Genomic DNA, 17,207 nt, shown 5'->3' with positions numbered 1-17,207 from the left:
CGGGGGGTGTCCAGCCTACGACGCGGGCGGCCGTTGCGTCGGGGCCTGTGGACAACGCCCGGGGCGACCCCCGCACGCCGGGAGGCCCGGTGCCGGGAAGTCCTCCAGGACTTCCCGGCACCGGGCCCTTCCCCCGCAACCCTCGTGTGCGGTGGCCTTCGGACCGCCGGCGGCTAGTCGGTGGCGATGGCGTTCAGCACGTTCATCCGGGCCGCCCGGAACGCCGGGACCAGCGCGGCGAACAGGCCCACGAAGGCCGAGCCGACGAAGACCCCGGTGATCGTCGGCCAGGGGATCTCCAGAATCTTCAGGCCCTCCAGGGCGAGGAGCTTCTGTGCGGTCGCGCCCCAGCCCATGCCGAGGCCGAGACCCAGCAGGGCGCCGAAGACGGCGATCACCACGGACTCCAGGCGGATCATGCGGCGCAGCTGGCGGCGGGAGAGGCCGATGGCCCGCATGAGACCGATCTCCCGGGTCCGCTCGACCACGGACAGCGCCAGGGTGTTCACCACACCGAGGACCGCGACGATGATCGCGAGCGCCAGCAGACCGTAGATCATGTTCAGCAGCTGGCCGATCTGGTCCTTCAGCTCCTGCCTGTAGTCGGTCTGGTCGCGCACGGTGTACTGCGGGAAGTCGTCGTGCAGCGCGGCCTTGAGCGACGTGTAGGCGGCGGCCTCCTGCCCGTCCCGGGCGGTGGCGAAGACCAGGACGTCGAGGGGCATCCGGTCGGCCGGCACGTACCTGGCCACGGTGGTGATGGAGGCGTACATCGCGCCCTTGTCGATGACGGCCTCGTCGCTGGTGATCGCGCGGACGGTCAGCCCGGCGGTGCGGCCGCCCCGGAAATGGACGGTGACCTTGGAGCCGAGCTTGATGCCGTGCTTGTCGGCGAAGCCCTCGAAGACGGACATCGAGTCCGGCCGGTAGGCGTCGGCGAGGCTGCCGGCCACGGTCTTGGTGCGCACGTCCTGTGCGTAGGTCGGGTCGGCCGCGTTGATCGTCTCCTTCTCGGTGGTGCGGCCGTCCGGGGTGGTCAGGGTCGCGTCCAGGACCTTGTACTCGGTGACCCGCTTCAGGCCCGGCGTCTTCTTGATCGCCTCGACCGCCTGCGGGACGACCTCCTTGCCGTTGTCGTCCTGGATGATGAAGTCCGTGCCCACCGTCTTGTCCAGCTGGTCGGTGGCGGAGGCCACCATGGACGAGCCGACCACCGACAGGCAGGCCACCAGGGCCAGGCCGATCATCAGGGCGGCGCCGGTGGCGCCGGTGCGGCGCGGGTTGCGCAGGGCGTTGCGTTCGGCCATCCGGCCGACGGGTCCGAAGATCCGCAGGATGAGCGCGCCGAGGACGCGGACCAGGCCGCCGGCGAGCAGCGGGCCGATGACGACGAAGCCGAGCAGGGTGAGCACCACGCCCAGGCCCAGCCAGCCCGAGCCGGTCTTGGCCTGGTCGGCGGTGGCGGCGAGACGCAGGCTCCAGCCGCCGCCGGCGGTGAGGAGCACGCCGATGACGGCGCGGACGGCACCGGCCCGGGCGTCGGCCGGGGCGCCCGCCTCGCGCAGCGCGGCCATCGGGGAGATCTTGCCGGCGCGCCGTGCGGGCAGGTAGGCGGCGAGGACGGTGACGACGACGCCGAGGAGCAGGCCGAGGGCGGGCGTGGTCCAGGCGACGGTCAGATCGCTGGTGGACAGGTGCATGCCCACCTGGCCCATGAGCTTCATCAGGCCGACCGCGATGCCGACCCCAGCGCCGACGCCGAGGACGGAGCCGAGCACGCCGAGAAGCAGCGCCTCGATCAGCACGGACCGGTTGATCTGCTTGCGGGATGAGCCGATGGCGCGCATCAGGCCGATCTCGCGGGTGCGCTGGGCGACCAGCATGGAGAAGGTGTTGACGATCAGGAAGATGCCGACCAGGAAGGCGATACCGGCGAAGCCGAGCATCGCGTACTTCATGACGTCCAGGATGCCCTGGAGGTCCTTCTGGTTGGCGTCGGCGACCTCCTTGGCGGTCTGCACCTTGTAGCCGTGGCCGAGTTCGGCGGTCACGTTCCGCTTCAGCCGCTCGTCGGTCACGCCCGTGGCGGCGGTGACGTTGACGTTGGTGTAGACGCCGGTCCGGCCCACCAGGGTCTGCTGGGCGGTCCTGGTGTCCAGGTAGAAGATCGCCGCGCCGGGGTTGGTGACCTTGAAGGCGGCGATGCCGGACACGCGCGCGTGGTGCGTGCCGACGGCCGTGATCACGCCGATCTCGTCACCGAGCTTCAGGTGGTGCTTGCCGGCGGTGTCGGCGTCGACCATCACCTGGTCCGGGCCCCGGGGCGCCGCACCGGAGGTGATCTCCATGGTGCGGGCGTCGTTGTGGTTCCAGCTGCCGACGATGGTGGGCGCGCCGCTGCTGGGGGACAGCTTGTCCTTGTCGGCGTCGACGACGGTCACCGAGGTGGAGAACACCGTGCCCTCGGCCGACTTCACGCCCTCGGCGCTGCGGACCTGGCCGAGGACGGAGGCGGGGACGACCGGCGGTCTGCCGGTGCGGGAGGTGGTCTCGCCGGTGTCGGAGGAGCCCTGGGCGCTGACCGTCACGTCCGAGGAGGTCGCCTGGAACAGCTTGTCGAAGGTGGTGTTCATGGTGTCGGTGAACACCAGCGTGCCGCACACGAACGCCACCGACAGCAGCACCGCCGTCGCCGACAGCGCCATCCGCCCCTTGTGGGCGAAGAAGTTGCGCAGCGAGGTCTTCAGGACGGTCATGACGTACGCCCCCGGGCGTCGAAGTCCTTCATGCGGTCCAGGACCTGCTCCGCCGTCGGCTGGTACATCTCGTCGACGATCCGGCCGTCGGCGAGGTAGAGGACGCGGTCGGCGTAGGAGGCGGCCACGGGGTCGTGGGTGACCATGACGATGGTCTGGCCGAGCTCGTCCACCGAGCGGCGCAGGAAGCCCAGCACCTCCGCTCCCGCGCGCGAGTCGAGGTTTCCGGTCGGCTCGTCGCCGAAGATGATCTCCGGGCGGGCGGCGAGCGCGCGGGCCACGGCGACGCGCTGCTGCTGGCCTCCGGAGAGCTGTGTCGGCCGGTGCCTGAGGCGGCCGGCGAGCCCGACGGTCTCCACGACCCGGTCCAGCCAGGCCCGGTCCGGCTTGCGGCCGGCGATGTCCATGGGCAGCGTGATGTTCTCGAGCGCGTTCAGCGTGGGCAGCAGGTTGAACGCCTGGAAGATGAAGCCGATCCGGTCCCGGCGCAGCTGGGTGAGCTTCTTGTCCTTCAGGCCGGTGATCTCGGTCTCGTCCAGGTGGATCCGGCCGCTCGTCACGGTGTCGAGTCCGGCGAGGCAGTGCATCAGCGTGGACTTGCCGGACCCCGAGGGGCCCATGATCGCGGTGAACTGGCCGCGGGCGATGTCCACGTCGACGTGGTCCAGGGCGACGACACGGGTCTCGCCGGACCCGTACGCCTTCACGACCTGCCGGGCTCGCGCGGCAACGGCCGTACGCCCTCCAGTGCCCCCGTGCCTGGGAATGGTCACAGCCGATGTCACGGTATGTCTCCTATGTCGGTCGGCAAGTCGATGTGCTGCCCGGTGTTCCGGGACGTCGTCTCGGGTACGCCGATGAGTCTCGCGTCCGGCCGGGGCGCCGCGCGCTGGTGCGAAGCCCCGTCTTCTCCGGGGGGAAACCCCCCTGCCGCCGGTGCGGTCCGCCACCCCCCAGCGGCGTAAAGCCAGGTTAAGGAGCAGCCCCGGGCGGTCTCGTCCTCCGCCGGGACGAACCGTCCCCGAGCCGCGGTACGGAGGTACCCCTAGGGGTGTTCCACCGCCGGGTGGACCCTTTTTCAGGGGTCGCCTCCACCCGTCGGTGCGCGGGGGCTCCACCCTTTCGTCACCTCAGGGCCGGGCCGGGACCACCGTGGGAAGCTGTCGTCCGGGGGATGGGTGCAGGGGGCACCGGGCAGCGTCCGGCAGGGACCGGGGGAGGGGTGTGCGGTGGGGAGTACGACACCGGCGACACGTGGCGGCGCCGCCCGGCGGCAGGGCACCGGGGGGCGGGGAGCGGTGGTCGCCGCACTGATGCTGTCGATGGCACTGGCGGCGCTGGACTCCACCGTCGTCTCCACGGCCGTACCGCAGATCGTCGGCGACCTCGGCGGGTTCTCCGTCTTCTCGTGGCTGTTCTCCGGCTATCTGCTCGCCGTCACCGTCACGCTGCCCGTGTACGGCAAGCTGTCCGACACCTTCGGGCGCAAGCCGGTGCTGGTGGCGGGCGCGGTGGTGTTCCTGCTCGGTTCGCTGCTGTGCGCGGCGGCCTGGAACATGGCGGCGCTGATCGCGTTCCGGATCGTGCAGGGCCTGGGCGGCGGCGCGTTGCAGGGCACCGTGCAGACGCTGGCCGCCGATCTGTACCCGCTGGCGGAGCGTCCGAAGATCCAGTCCAAGCTGTCGACGGTGTGGGCGGTCTCGGCGGTCGCCGGCCCGGGGCTCGGCGGGGTCCTCGCCAGCTACGCCGACTGGCGCTGGATCTTCCTGATCAACCTGCCGATCGGCGTCGCCGCCCTGTGGCTGATCATCCGTCATCTCCACGAACCCGTGCGGGAGAGGGCGCCCCGCGCGCGCGTGGACTGGGCCGGGGCGCTCGCGGTGTTCGCGTGCGGCGGCGTGCTGCTGACCGCGCTGGTGCAGGGCGGCGTCGCCTGGCCGTGGCTGTCGGCGCCGTCGCTGGCCCTCTTCGGCACGGGCCTCGCCCTGGCCGGCGTGGTGGTGGCGGTGGAGCGGCGGACGGCCGAGCCGATCATCCCGGGGTGGGTGTGGCGGCGCCGGACGATCGCCGCCGTCAATCTGGCGCTCGGCGCGCTCGGACTGCTGATGGTGGCGCCTTCGGTGTTCCTGCCGACGTACGCGCAGTCGGTACTCGGACTCGCGCCGGTGTCCGCCGGGTTCGTGCTGTCGGTGTGGACGCTCAGCTGGCCGGTGTCCGCCGCGTTCAGCCAGCACCTCTACCGGCGGATCGGCTTCAGGGACACCGCGCTGTCCGGCATCGGCCTGGCGTCGCTGATCCTGTGCGCGTTCCCCTTCCTGCCGTATCCCGGCTCCTGGTGGCAGCCGACGCTGCTCATGCTGCTGCTGGGCGGGGCGCTGGGCCTGTTCCAGCTGCCGCTGATCGTCGGCGTGCAGTCGACCGTGGGCTGGTCGGAGCGGGGCACCACGACCGCCTCGGTCCTGTTCTGCCGGCAGACCGGCCAGACCCTCGGCGCGTCCCTGTTCGGCGCCGTCGCCAACGGGGTGCTCGCCGCGCGGCTGGGCGGGGCGGGCGACCTGGACTCCGTCACGCGCGCGCTGGACGCCGGTACGGCCCCCGAGGCGACCCGGCGCGCGATCGCCTCGGCGGTGCACGCGGTCTACCTGGGGGCGGCGGGCGCGGCGGCGCTGGCGTTCGTGGTGCTGCTGGTGGTGGCGCCCCGGCGGTTCCCGGTACTCCAGGAGTGAGCGGCCCCGGGACCGCCGCCCCGCGCGAACCCGGCCGGCAGCGGTGCCGGCCCCGGCCGGCGCCCGGGGTGCCCGGCCGCGGCTGCCGCGCTACTCCATGGCCACGCGGCCGGTCAGTGAGATGAGGCTGTCGCGCACGGAGTCCATGTGCTCCTGGACGACGTCCCAGGTGTCCCCGTGCTCGCGCAGCACCCGTTCCGTCTCCCGGGCGATGTGCTCCGCGCGCACGCGCGCGTCGGCGACGATCTCGGCGGCACGCGCGTGTGCCTCCTCCTGGGAGCGGCGGGCGGCCTCCCCGGCCTCCGCGAGGGCCCGTTCGGCCTCGGCCACCGCGGCCTCGGCCCGGCTCGCCCGTTCGGCGTGCCGGGCGTCCAACGCGGCGGCCCGCTCGGCCTCCTCGCGTTCGGCCGCGGCCCAGCGCTCGGCGTACTCCCGGGACTGCTCGGCGAGCATGCCGGCGGTGCACTCGCGGGCCTCGCGGACCGCGGCGAGCGCCTCTCCGCGCCCCGCCTTCACTCCGCGCCGGGCCGCGATGCGGATGTCGTCGGCCTCGGCCCGGGCCGCGAGAAGCCGCCGGCAGGCGCACTCGTCGGCCTCCGCGCGCAGCGCGTCCGCCGCTTCGCGCGCCTCCTGGCGTACCCGCTCGGCGCCCGCCTCGGCCTGCGCGACCTGCTGGCGGGCCGCACTCCGTGTGCGTTCCAGGAGGTCAGCCGCCTCCTCCCGCGCCGACTGGAAGAGCCGCCGCGCGCCCTCCCCGAGCGCCTCGTACGTCTGCGGGGCGAGCTCCGCGACCGCTTCGCGCAACCGCCCGGCCTCCGCCTCCATGTCCTTGGCGAGCACGGTCAGCCGGGCGGCACGCTCCCAGGCGGCGTCCCGGTCGTCGGACAGCGCCTCCAGATATGCCTCGACCTCGTCGGGACGGTAGCCGCGCCCCCGGACGGTCACGAAGCCGTGCGGCGGCATCGATGCGCTGCTCACCCTGGGGACTCCTCTCCACCGGACATACACGACAGAATGATTTCGCGCATATCTTGATGGATCGGCATAAACGTTCATAACGCGACACTCCGCAGCCGCGTCACGGTCCCAACGTCGCAGTTGACGGTCGGCGCGGCGGTCGCGGGGACCTGCGACACAGCCTCCGCAAGAGTGACGGCGCCGCTCCGGACTCCGGCCACCCGCCGGAGGCGTACCCGCGCGCACCCCGTCGTCTCATCGCGGAACGCGTCGGGCCCTCCACGCGCGCGTGGAGGGCCCGAAGGCTCGGCCGCCCGGCGGCCGGCGGTGCGCCACAGCAGTGCGCACGGTGGTTCGCTACAGCAGGCCGTCCCACATCTGCTCCAGCAGCACCGACCACCAGCTCTCCGGCGAACCGAGCGCCGCCGGGTCCAGGGCGGCCAACTGCGCCTGGAAGTCGACGGTCCAACGGCCCGCCTGCTCCTGGTTCAGCCCGAACCGCAGCCGCCACATCCGGCCCAGCAGCGCCATGCACCGCGCGAACTCCGGCAGCCCGGAGTTCACGAACTGCGGCGGCACCGGCGCACCGCCCGGCCCCGCCTCCACCGGCACGGCCACGATGTTCGCCGTCCCGTACTGCACACAGATCGCCTTGCCGAAGTCGGTACCCATGACGAGGTACGAGCCCGCGTCCGCCGCCGGCTGCACCCCGCGCTCCGCCGCCAGCTCCGCCAGCGTCGGCACCGGGCGGCCCGGCTGTGCCTGCGCCCAGAAGAACGGACCCATGTCCAACGGCAGTCCGGCCACGACCAGCGTGTGCGCCACGATCGGCGGCACACCCTGCCGGGACACCGCCTGCTGCTCGAACCGGAAGACGCCCGGCCCGAACGCCGCGGCCAGCTCCTGGGCGATCCCCTCCGGCGGCACCGGCGGCACGGCCTGCACCGGCGGCAGCGGCGCCCGCACCGGCGCCGGCCGCGCCGGACCGTCCGCCACCTGGTGCAACTCGCCCTGGTGCGCCAGCAACTGGTGCATGCCCTGCTGCCGGCTCGCGTGATCCGTGCCGTACGGCGCGATGCTCGCGATCCGCGCCTGCGGCCACTGCTCACGGATCATCCGCGCACAGTAGGCACCCGGCAGCTCGCACGACTCCAGCTCGGTGTGCAGCTCCAGCACCTGGTCCGGCGGCACACCCATGGCCCGCAGCTCGTGGAAGATCTGCCACTCCGGGTGCGGCGTCCCCGGCGCCGAACGCCGGATCAGCTGCTGCTCGGAGCCGTCCTGCGCGCGGTAGCGCAGCACGGCCTGATAACCCGGGCCGACCGTCGGCTGCCCGTGCTGCGGATACCCGTACGCCGGACCCTGCCCCGGCGCCGGCGCACCCGGCGGCGGCATCGCACCGGGCGGCATCGCACCGGGCGGCATCGGCGGCGGGACGCCCGGCACACCCGGGGGCATGCCCGGGGCGCCCGGCATGCCGAGCGCGCCGGGGGCGGGGGGCGGCGGAGGCGCGCCCGGACCGGCCACCGGCGGAGCGGACAGCACGGTCTCGGCGTGGTGCACGGCACCACGACCACCACCGACGCCACCCGGAGCGCCGGGGGCACCGGGGACGTTCGGGGGCTGCGGGGCGCCGGACATGCCAGGGGCGCCAGGGGCGCCAGGGGCGTCGGGCGGCTGCGGGGCACCCGGCGCCGGGGGCATGCCCGGAGCACCGGGAGCGCCGGGCGGGTTCGGCATGCCCGGGACACCAGGGGCATGCGGAGGCTGCGGGGTGCCTGCGCCCAGCCGACCGGGATCCGCGAGCACCGTGGCCGCCTGATGCACGTGGCCCGTACCGCCCGCACCGCCCGGAACACCCGGAGGGTTCGGCGGCGCGGCGGGGCGGCCGGGGGCGCCCGGAGCGTTCGGCGGGCCCGGGGTCCGTGCCCCGTCCGCACCCAGCGCAGCGGCCGGCGCGCCCGCGCCGCCCTGACCCTCGGGACCCTCGGACCCCAGCGCCGACACCAGCTGCGTCGGTACGTACCCGCCCGCGGACGCACCCGGCGCGGGCGGCGGCGGAGCGCTGCCCGGGCGCGCGCCCGGCGCACCAGGGACACCCGGCGGCGGAGGCGGCGCACCCACTCCCCCGCGCGCCTTCTTCGGCGGCGGCGCCGCCTTGCTCGTCGCGGCGTCCGCGATGTCCCCGGCGTTGGGCGCGAGCGACCGCGCGGGCGCATCCGGGCCCGCCGGGGGCTGCGCCGCGTTCGGCGCCCCGCCCTGCGTCTGCGGGTAGCCGTAGCCGGCGGCGCCCTGCGCGGCGCCGGGCCCCGGCGGACAGCCGTACGGAGCATCCTGCGGCGGAGGCGGCGGCGTGCTGCCCTGCGGAGCACCCGGTACGCCGGGAGCCGGGACGGACGCGGGCGCGGGCGCGGGCGGAGCGGCGTGTGCCGGAGGGTAGGGCGGCACGCCCGTCGGAGGCGTGCCCGGGGCCGCCGCGACGTGCGGGTGGGCGTACGACGGCGTGCCCGGTGGCGGCATGGGCGCGCCGCCCTGGCCGGCGCCGGGCGCCCCGGGAGGAACGGCCACCCCGGCCACACCGCCCTGCGAGCCCTGCGCGTCCGGCGGGAAGCCCTGCGCGTCGAGCGCCGGCGAGACCGCCGTCGGCGGCAGCCGGCTCCCGCCCGACATCAACGCCGTCGGCGCGTCGGCCGCGACCGCCGGTGGCCGCGGTGCGTCGTCCACGTCACTCAGCGGCGGGGCGAACACCGTCGCGGGCAGCGGCACGGAACGGTCGTCCTCACCGGTGTCCGCGTTCGTGTCGGTACCGGCCCAGGGCGTGGCCCCCGGAGGCACGTCCGCCGGAGGCACGTCCGCCGGAGCAGGCGCCCCCGGCGCACCGCCACCCGCGGCCGACGCACCATCAGGAACCGGCACCCGGTCGGAAACCGCCCCCGCGTCCGCACCCGCACCCACCCCGGGAGCCGGAGCCGGACCAGGAGCCGGACCAGGAACCGGGCCGGAAGCCGGGCCGGCCGTGTCCGCCGCCGTGCCTCCTCCCGCGTCCCCCGGCCGCCGGCCCGCCAGCCCCAGCTTGTCCGCCGCCTCCTGCAGCCACTCCGGAGGAGTCAGCAGGAACGACGTCTGGTTGAGGTCCAGGCGGGCGGGAGCGGGCGGCGGAACGGCGTCCCGCGGGCCGCCACCGCCGTACTCCTCCTCGTACCGGCGGATCACCTCACCCACCGGCAGAGCCGGCCACAGCGTCGCCTCCCCGCTGTCCCGGGCGATGACGAGCCGCTGGCCGCCCGCGTCCGAACGCGGGCCCTCCGCCCGGTCCTCGCCCCACACCACGAACCCCAGCTCGAACTCCCGCACCCGCACCTCACGGTGCTGGTAGGCCGGGACGTCGCCGTTGATCCACTCCTCGGCGCGCTCCTGCGCCTGCGCGTAGGTCACCATCGCCTGAAGCTCACTCCCCTGCCGGGCCGGAGGTCACCGAGCCGGAAGACACCGGGACGACACGGGCGAAACCGCCGTCCACCATCAGATTGGCCACCGTCTCCAACTCCGGCGGACTGCCCGCCAGCCGGGACAGGAAGGCGTCGAAGTCGTCACCGCACGGCAGCAGCAGACGCTCCACCCGCTCCGCCGGCGACCACGACGGATCCACGTCCCGCACATCGTCGTACGCGCAGAACCACACCGTGCCGAGCCGCTCGCCCTTCACCTTCACCGCGACCAGGCCGCCCTGCACGAAACCCACCCCGAGGTAATCCTTCGTCAGATGGTCGCGCAGGCACTTGTTCACGTACACCAGGTCATTGACCGCGGCCTCATCCCGCACCGTGAAGAACGGCTGGTCCAGCAGCAGCCCCAGCTCGGCGTCCAGTGCCGTGCCCACGGGCGCACAGCCGCCCGCCGCCTTCAGGAACGAGCGGTAGGCGCCGGGCAGCCGGAAGCCCAGCTCCTCCTCGACCCCCTGCACCTGCGCCTCCGTCACCGCCACACCCGACTTCGGCAGTCCGAAGTGCGCCGGCCGCGACTCCTGCAACGGCCGCGTACCGCGCTTGGCGTGGTCCACCGCCGCCGTCGCCACCCCGCCGTGATGCCGCAACAGCGCCTTCACCTCGACCGGAATCAGCTCCAGCCGCCGCGTGCCCGGGGCGTGATGCCACGTCCAGCCGTGCGGCGTCGCCACGTCCGCCACCGTGTCCCACAGCTCGTGTCCCGCCGCCGCCAGCGCCGCGTTCGCCGACACGTAGTCCGTCAGCCGCAGCTCGTCGACCCCGAAACCCTCCGGCGGTTCGGCGATCTCCACCGCCACGCGCGCGTACGGCGAGAAATCCGGGTAACCGCGCTCATCGACCCGTACCCCTCTCGGGTGACGCGCCGCCCGGACCGGATCCGGGAAATGCACGACCTGCCCGGCGTAGGCCGCGTTCGGCGGCGCGGCCCGTCCCCCGGCCTGGCCGCTGGGCGGTGCCCCCAGCCCGAGCCGACCTGTCGTCATGGCGGTTGCCCCCTGCGGCGTTCTCTCTGGCCTGAACGGCGGTGTCGATCGCGGATGCCGACAGCCTATGCGCTGCGCGAACCCCGGTCACCGGCCCACCGCGCCCCCGCGGCATCCCCCCGCCCACGCCTTCGGCGCCAGGGACGACGAGCCGGCCCACGGGCGCCGCGGAACCTCCCCGGAGCCTCCCCCGCTCTCCGTGACCGGCCGTCACCGCGCCGTCACCCCACCGTCACGACCCGCCCGGGACCCGCGTGTCGCAGCGCCCCAGCTTCCCCACCAGCCACGGCATTTGGCACCCTGTGTCCTTCGGGGGGATGCCCGGGGAGGAAAAACGATCATGAACACCTTGCAGACCGGAGGTGCCGACGTGCGGGCCGGCGACCCTCGCATCGACTGGAGCGGCACCGACACACCCACCGCCCCGCCCCTGCGGCACCGGCGCGACGGCATCCTGCCCACCGTCGCCGCCGCCCTCTCCGTGCGCGGCGCCACCCTGACCGGCACCGCCGCCCGCGGCGACCAGCCCCCGGCCCTCCACCCCCTCGTCCAGGACTTCCTCGACACCCTCACCAGCACCCAGCGCGACCGCTTCACCGGCCGCTGCGCCGAGACCATCCTCATCTCGCGGCACATCACCACCGCCGACGCCGCCCGCAGCAGACGCGCCGCCCGCAGGCCCATGACCAACGGCGAAGCCCGCAAAGCCCTCAAACACGCCAAACTCACCGCCCGCCGCATACGCGAGGACGGCGACCCCCTGCACGGCAGCTTCGCCGCCCCGTGCCGCGCCTGCACCGCCCTCAGCGCCCACTTCGGCGTCCGCATCGTCGACCCCGCCGCAACCGACGGCTGACCACGCCCGTCCATCCCGACGGCACCGCCGTCACCATCACCCACCGCTCCATCGCCGCCACCGCCACCGCCGCCACCACGCGAACACCCGCACGCGCACGACGAACGAAGGGCAGATGCACCCCGACCGCGCCTCCACCCCCAAGCACCCGGCTCCGCCCGTGCAGGGGGCCTCCCCACCGCGCTTCCCCGTACCCGCCGACGCCGCCCTGCGCGCCGCCGGCTGGCAACCCGGACGCTGGGACATAAAGCAGGCCGAGATCTGGGCGGACACCCTGCGCGAACACACCTCACCCGCCGGACACCGGCACACCGTGTTCCCCGCCGCCGTCGAAGCCTGGGCCGAATTCGGCGGCCTGCGCATCGCCCCCACCGGTCCCGGCCGCCAGATCGCCCCCGCCACCCTCGACATCGACCCCCTGCACGGCCTCCACCTCGCCCGCACCCTCGGCGACCTCGGCCGCGCCCTCGGCACCGAACTGTGCCCCCTCGGCGAGGAGACCGACACCGCCGCACTCCTCGCCATCGACGCCGAAGGCCGCGTCTACACCATCGACCACACCGGCGACTGGTACGCCGGCCCCGACATCGACCACGCCCTGACCACCCTCATCACCGGCATACAACCGGTACGCCTCACCGCGGGCTGACGTCCGAGGAAGCCCCCGCGCCCCTCGGCGGAGAGGGACGGAGAGGGACAGGGAAAGGCAGGGGACGGGCACCGCGGAAGCCCCGCGCGGGGCGGGCACCGCAGAAGACTGTGCGCACCGAGCGAGCGCCCGACCACGCCGAGCCGGGACACACCCCGGCACCGGACGCCGCCCGCAGGCCGCCCTACGCCGACGGAATCACCGCCGACACCCGGAACCCGCCCGCCTCCGTCGGCCCCGACACGAACACACCGCCCAGCGCCACGACGCGCTCCCGCATCCCCACCAGGCCGTTCCCACCCGACGGCAGCCCCGCCGCCAACGCCGCCGCCGGCTCCGGCGGGGGCTCGTTCTCCACCTGCATCGCGATCTCCGACACCCGGTGCGCCAGCCGCACATGCGTCTTCGCACCCGCCGCGTGCTTGTGGACGTTCGTCAACGCCTCCTGCACGACCCGGTACGCCGTCTGCTCGATCTCCGCCGCATACGACCGCACCTCCCCCTCCACCGACAGGTCCACGACCATCCCCGCGGCGGCCGACTGCCCGACCAACTCCTCCAGCTCCGACAGACACGGCCCCTCCGCCGCCCCCGCCTCCACGGCCGCCACCCGGGACGCCGCCTCCGCGGCCGCCTCCCCGACCGCCGCCAACGGCACCACCGCAGACCGCCGGCCCGCGCCCTCCCCCGCACGCAGCACACCGAGCATCTCGCGCAGCTCCGTCAACGCCTGCCGGCCCATGTCACCCACCAGCGCGGCGTTCTTCACCGCCTTCTCCGGGTCCTTCCGCGCGACCGCCTGCAACGCCGCCGCATGCACCACCATCAGGCTCACCCGATGCGCGACCACGTCGTGCATCTCCCGCGCGATCCGCGTCCGCTCCTCGTTGCGCGCCCACTCGGCCCGCTCCTCCGCCCGCTCCGCGAGCAGCTGGAGCTCCCGCTCCAAGGAGTCCGCCCGCTCCCGCAGGCTCTCCATCAACCGCCGCCGCGCCCCCACGTACAGACCCAGCAGAACCGGCGGAGCCGTCAGGCCCAACGCCGTCGTCACCGCCGCGAACGGCACGAACCAGTCACCGAGCGTCAGGTCCCCGCGCGCCATGTCCTGCCGCACCCGCACGAACGTCACGATCGCCGTGCCCAGCAGCGACATCCCCGCCAGCGACCCGATGACCCGCCGCGGCAGCTCGCACGCCGCCAGCGTGTACAGGCCGACGACGCCCATCAGGAAGCCCATCTCGGCGGGCGTGATCGCGATCGCCACCAGTACGACGGCGAGCGGCCACTTCCGGCGCACCAGCAGCACCGAGCCGGCGACCAGCCCGAACACGATCCCCACGGACGCCGGGATCCCCGCCTCCCGGGCGAACGGAATCCCCTCCGCGGCGCACTCCACGGCGGACGCCAGCGCGAGGGCCCCGTCGAGCACCGCGCTGCGCCACCTCGCCCACCACCAGGGGCCGGTCAGAGCCCTGGCGTGATCTTCCCCCGTCGTGGTCATGCCTCCAGCCTACGGGCGACGGGTGGGGCTTTTCCGGTGAGTTTCCCCTACCTCCACACACCACACTCGGTAACCGAACGACCTCGAAACCACCCGGTATCCCTCGAACTGGCGAACCCTTCCCGTTCGACACCGGAAGCGGCCATTCCGGACTTGGCCATGGGCGACGACCACTAGGCCGCCTCGTGATCAAAGTCCTGAAAGGTGCCGACTTGCACCGTCGCATCGAAGGGTCTCGGTACGGCATAGTGGAGGCCGCACGCGAAGCCGATCAGTAGATTCGGACATGGCGTGCAATCTATCCCGGATCGTCTAAGGGCAGGACAAACGGTTTTGGTCCGTTGAATGAGGGTTCGAATCCTTCTCCGGGAGCCCACGACACACGAAACCCAGATTCGGGCCCTGACCGTCAACACCACCGTCAGGGCCCGCACTCATGTCCCCCGGAAGTCCCCCCGGTATCCTGCGGCTGTCACCCCCACCCATCACAGCCGAAGGGCAACCCCGTGAGCGCCATCCGCCCGGCCGCCGTCGTCGTTCTCGCAGCGGGTGAGGGCACCCGTATGAAGTCGGCGACACCGAAGGTCCTGCACGACATCTGCGGCCGTTCCCTGGTCGGCCATGTACTGGCCGCAGCCCGCGAGTTGGACCCCGCGAACCTGGTCGTCGTCGTGGGCCACGCCCGTGAGCAGGTCACCGCGCACCTGGCCGAGGCCGATCCCGGCGTCCGGACGGCCGTGCAGGCGCAGCAGAACGGCACCGGGCACGCCGTGCGCATGGGCCTGGAGGAGCTGGGCGGGGCCGTGGACGGGACCGTGGTCGTCGTCTGCGGGGACACGCCCCTGCTGACCGCCGACACCCTCGCGCGGCTCACCGAGACGCACCAGGCGGACGGCAACGCCGTGACCGTCCTCACCGCCGAGGTGCCGGACGCGACCGGTTACGGCCGGATCGTGCGGGACGACGCGACGGGTGCCGTCACCGCGATCGTGGAGCACAAGGACGCCTCCGACGCCCAGCGGTCGATCCGTGAGATCAACAGCGGGGTGTTCGCCTTCGACGGGCAGCTGCTGGCGGACGCGCTGAAGAAGGTGCGGACGGACAACAGCCAGGGTGAGGAGTACCTCACGGACGTGCTCGGGATCCTGCGGGAGGCCGGGCACCGGGTGGGCGCGTCGGTGGCCGGCGACCACCGGGAGATCGCCGGGATCAACAACCGGGTGCAGCTCGCCGAGGCGCGGCGCATCCTGAACGACCGGCTGCTGACGCGGGCGATGCTGGACGGTGTGACGGTCGTGGATCCGGCGTCGACGTGGGTGGACGTGACGGTCACCTTCGAGCGGGACGCGCTGGTGCACCCCAACACGCTGCTCACGGGGTCGACACACCTCGGGGAGGGTGCGGAGGTGGGTCCGAACAGCCGGCTGCGGGACACCCGGGTGGGCGCGGGGGCGCGGGTGGACAACACCGTGTCGGAGGGGGCTTCGGTGGGGCCCGGGGCGTCGGTGGGGCCGTACGCGTATCTGCGGCCCGGTACGCGGCTCGGTGAGAAGTCGAAGATCGGTACGTACGTGGAGACGAAGAACTCCTCGATCGGTGAGGGGACGAAGGTTCCGCACCTGTCGTACGTGGGTGACGCGACGATCGGTGATTTCACGAACATCGGGGCGGCGAGTGTGTTCGTGAACTACGACGGTGAGAACAAGCACCACACCACCGTGGGGTCGCACTGCAAGACGGGCTCGGACAACATGTTTGTGGCTCCTGTCACGGTCGGGGACGGTGCGTACACCGCCGCGGGGTCCGTGATCACGAAGGATGTGCCGCCCGGTTCGCTGGCCGTGGCCCGTGGCCAGCAGCGGAATATCGAGGGCTGGGTGGCCCGCAAGCGTCCGGGGAGCGCGGCGGCGAAGGCGGCCGAAGCGGCGTCCCGGCAGGGCGACGGCGAGGACTGACCGGAAACGGGTGCGCCAAACACGGCGTACCGTGATAAGTGCACATCCGCACGTGTGCACCCGCACCCTTACCAGCTGATATGGCCTCTCATGCCCAGCCGAGAGGTCGCCGAGCAGCCGGCTGGCTGAGACAACCTCTGAGGAGACTGTGCTGTGACCGGGATCAAGACGACCGGCGAGAAGAAGTTGATGTTCTTCTCCGGCCGCGCCCACCCCGAGCTTGCCGAGGAGGTCGCCCAGCAGCTGGGTGTCGGGGTCGTCCCGACGAAGGCCTTCGACTTCGCGAACGGTGAGATCTACGTCCGTTACCAGGAGTCGGCTCGTGGTGCGGACTGCTTCCTGATCCAGAGCCACACGGCTCCGATCAACAAGTGGATCATGGAGCAGCTGATCATGATCGACGCGCTGAAGCGTGCGTCGGCTCGTTCCATCACGGTGATCGTGCCGTTCTACGGTTACGCGCGGCAGGACAAGAAGCACCGGGGTCGTGAACCGATCTCGGCGCGTCTGATCGCGGACATGATGAAGACGGCGGGTGCGGACCGGATCCTGACGGTGGATCTGCACACGGACCAGATCCAGGGCTTCTTCGACGGTCCGGTGGATCATCTGTTCGCGTTGCCGCTGCTGGCGGACTACGTGGGCCGCAAGGTGGACCGGGCGAAGCTGACGGTGGTGTCGCCGGACGCGGGCCGGGTGCGGGTGGCGGACCGGTGGTGCGACCGGCTCGGTGCGCCGCTGGCGATCGTGCACAAGCGGCGTGACAAGGACGTGGCGAACCAGGTGACCGTCCACGAGGTCGTGGGTGAGGTCAAGGGCCGGGTGTGTGTCCTCGTCGACGACATGATCGACACCGGTGGGACGATCTGTGCCGCCGCTGACGCGCTGTTCGCGCACGGTGCGGAGGACGTCATCGTGACGGCGACGCACGGTGTGCTGTCGGGTCCGGCGGCGGACCGGCTGAAGAACTCGCGGGTGAGTGAGTTCGTGTTCACGAACACGCTGCCGACGCCGGCGGAGCTGGGCCGGGACCTGGACAAGATCACGGTGCTGTCGATCGCTCCGACGATCGCGAGTGCGGTGCGTGAGGTGTTCGAGGACGGCTCGGTGACCAGCCTCTTCGACGAGCAGTGAGGTTTCCGCTGGTCCGCTGTGCGGGCTAGCTGAAGATCCTTTTGGGTACGGCCTCCCCTGCCGAGTAGACTGCTGCAGTTGCTCGGCGAGGGAGGCCGTACTCCGTTGGAAGACGGGATGCGGCTGTCCGTTATCGACGCGCTCTTCGTAGCAGGCCGTTCGTGGCCGGGTGACCACGTCCGTT

At 73.0% G+C, this 17,207-nt stretch carries 11 protein-coding genes and 1 tRNA gene; 6 read left to right on the top strand and 6 right to left on the bottom strand.

The window, feature by feature from the left end; translation table 11 throughout:
* Window positions 1-173 precede the first annotated feature (173 nt).
* Both AB0B40_RS00950 and AB0B40_RS00945 read right to left on the bottom strand, forming a co-directional pair.
* The gene (locus tag AB0B40_RS00950) at window positions 174-2,756 is read right to left on the bottom strand and encodes an FtsX-like permease family protein (protein ID WP_362261842.1); all 2,583 of its coding nucleotides are present in this window, start codon (window positions 2,754-2,756) and stop codon (window positions 174-176) included.
* Window positions 2,753-3,541, bottom strand: coding sequence for an ABC transporter ATP-binding protein (locus AB0B40_RS00945; protein ID WP_345052994.1), 789 nt, complete (start codon window positions 3,539-3,541; stop codon window positions 2,753-2,755). Before AB0B40_RS00945 ends, AB0B40_RS00950 begins: the two co-directional genes overlap by 4 nt.
* Before the next feature lie 444 nt (window positions 3,542-3,985).
* Between AB0B40_RS00945 and AB0B40_RS00940 the strand changes: the two genes are divergently transcribed.
* Entirely contained in the window at window positions 3,986-5,482 is a 1,497-nt protein-coding gene (locus AB0B40_RS00940; RefSeq protein ID WP_345052996.1) for an MFS transporter, read from the top strand.
* 90 nt (window positions 5,483-5,572) lie between these two features.
* On the opposite strand, the gene AB0B40_RS00935 is transcribed toward AB0B40_RS00940, so the two are convergent.
* From AB0B40_RS00935 to AB0B40_RS00925, 3 genes are all read right to left on the bottom strand, one after another.
* Window positions 5,573-6,460: a cellulose-binding protein gene (locus tag AB0B40_RS00935; protein ID WP_345052999.1), complete on the bottom strand. Its 888-nt coding sequence runs from the start codon at window positions 6,458-6,460 to the stop codon at window positions 5,573-5,575.
* Window positions 6,461-6,796: 336 nt separating this feature from the next.
* Window positions 6,797-9,877, bottom strand: a complete 3,081-nt coding sequence (locus tag AB0B40_RS00930) for an SUKH-4 family immunity protein (RefSeq protein ID WP_362261838.1) — start codon at window positions 9,875-9,877, stop codon at window positions 6,797-6,799.
* A 10-nt stretch (window positions 9,878-9,887) separates the two neighbouring features.
* Window positions 9,888-10,928 (bottom strand): SMI1/KNR4 family protein, encoded by a 1,041-nt coding sequence (locus AB0B40_RS00925; RefSeq protein WP_345056237.1) that lies wholly within the window; start codon window positions 10,926-10,928, stop codon window positions 9,888-9,890.
* Between the two features lie 340 nt (window positions 10,929-11,268).
* On the opposite strand from AB0B40_RS00925, the gene AB0B40_RS00920 reads away from it, so the two are divergent.
* Complete coding sequence (locus tag AB0B40_RS00920; RefSeq protein ID WP_345056239.1) at window positions 11,269-11,784, top strand: YwqJ-related putative deaminase; 516 nt, start codon at window positions 11,269-11,271, stop codon at window positions 11,782-11,784.
* A 115-nt stretch (window positions 11,785-11,899) separates the two neighbouring features.
* Window positions 11,900-12,433: an SUKH-3 domain-containing protein gene (locus AB0B40_RS00915; protein ID WP_345056241.1), complete on the top strand. Its 534-nt coding sequence runs from the start codon at window positions 11,900-11,902 to the stop codon at window positions 12,431-12,433.
* Between the two features lie 184 nt (window positions 12,434-12,617).
* Here the strand turns inward: AB0B40_RS00915 and AB0B40_RS00910 are convergent, their stop codons facing one another.
* On the bottom strand, window positions 12,618-13,934 hold the full coding sequence (locus AB0B40_RS00910; protein WP_345056243.1) for a histidine kinase: 1,317 nt from the start codon (window positions 13,932-13,934) through the stop codon (window positions 12,618-12,620).
* A 301-nt stretch (window positions 13,935-14,235) separates the two neighbouring features.
* Here AB0B40_RS00910 and AB0B40_RS00905 point away from each other — a divergent pair.
* The 3 genes from AB0B40_RS00905 (at window position 14,236) to AB0B40_RS00895 (ending at window position 17,023) form a co-directional block, all read left to right on the top strand.
* Window positions 14,236-14,306, top strand: a tRNA-Gln gene (locus AB0B40_RS00905).
* A 134-nt stretch (window positions 14,307-14,440) separates the two neighbouring features.
* Entirely contained in the window at window positions 14,441-15,889 is a 1,449-nt protein-coding gene (glmU, locus tag AB0B40_RS00900; RefSeq protein ID WP_345056245.1) for a bifunctional UDP-N-acetylglucosamine diphosphorylase/glucosamine-1-phosphate N-acetyltransferase GlmU, read from the top strand.
* A gap of 153 nt (window positions 15,890-16,042) precedes the next feature.
* Window positions 16,043-17,023, top strand: a complete 981-nt coding sequence (locus AB0B40_RS00895) for a ribose-phosphate diphosphokinase (RefSeq protein WP_345056247.1) — start codon at window positions 16,043-16,045, stop codon at window positions 17,021-17,023.
* Window positions 17,024-17,207 lie beyond the last annotated feature (184 nt).

It is taken from the genome of Streptomyces sp. NPDC042638 (genome assembly GCF_040647235.1).
Classification (GTDB): Bacteria; Actinomycetota; Actinomycetes; order Streptomycetales; family Streptomycetaceae; genus Streptomyces; species Streptomyces rameus.
Note: the sequence above shows the minus strand (reverse complement) of the source record. Positions and strands in the feature narration are given on the sequence as shown.

Excerpts from the sequence above, each read along its gene's own strand:
- AB0B40_RS00915 (WP_345056241.1), top strand. The coding sequence starts at position 11,900 with ATGCACCCCGACCGCGCCTCCACCCCCAAGCACCCGGCTCCGCCCGTG.
- AB0B40_RS00920 (WP_345056239.1), top strand. The coding sequence starts at position 11,269 with ATGAACACCTTGCAGACCGGAGGTGCCGACGTGCGGGCCGGCGACCCT.
- AB0B40_RS00930 (WP_362261838.1), bottom strand. The coding sequence starts at position 9,877 with ATGGTGACCTACGCGCAGGCGCAGGAGCGCGCCGAGGAGTGGATCAAC.
- AB0B40_RS00925 (WP_345056237.1), bottom strand. The coding sequence starts at position 10,928 with ATGACGACAGGTCGGCTCGGGCTGGGGGCACCGCCCAGCGGCCAGGCC.
- AB0B40_RS00950 (WP_362261842.1), bottom strand. The coding sequence starts at position 2,756 with ATGACCGTCCTGAAGACCTCGCTGCGCAACTTCTTCGCCCACAAGGGG.
- AB0B40_RS00910 (WP_345056243.1), bottom strand. The coding sequence starts at position 13,934 with ATGACCACGACGGGGGAAGATCACGCCAGGGCTCTGACCGGCCCCTGG.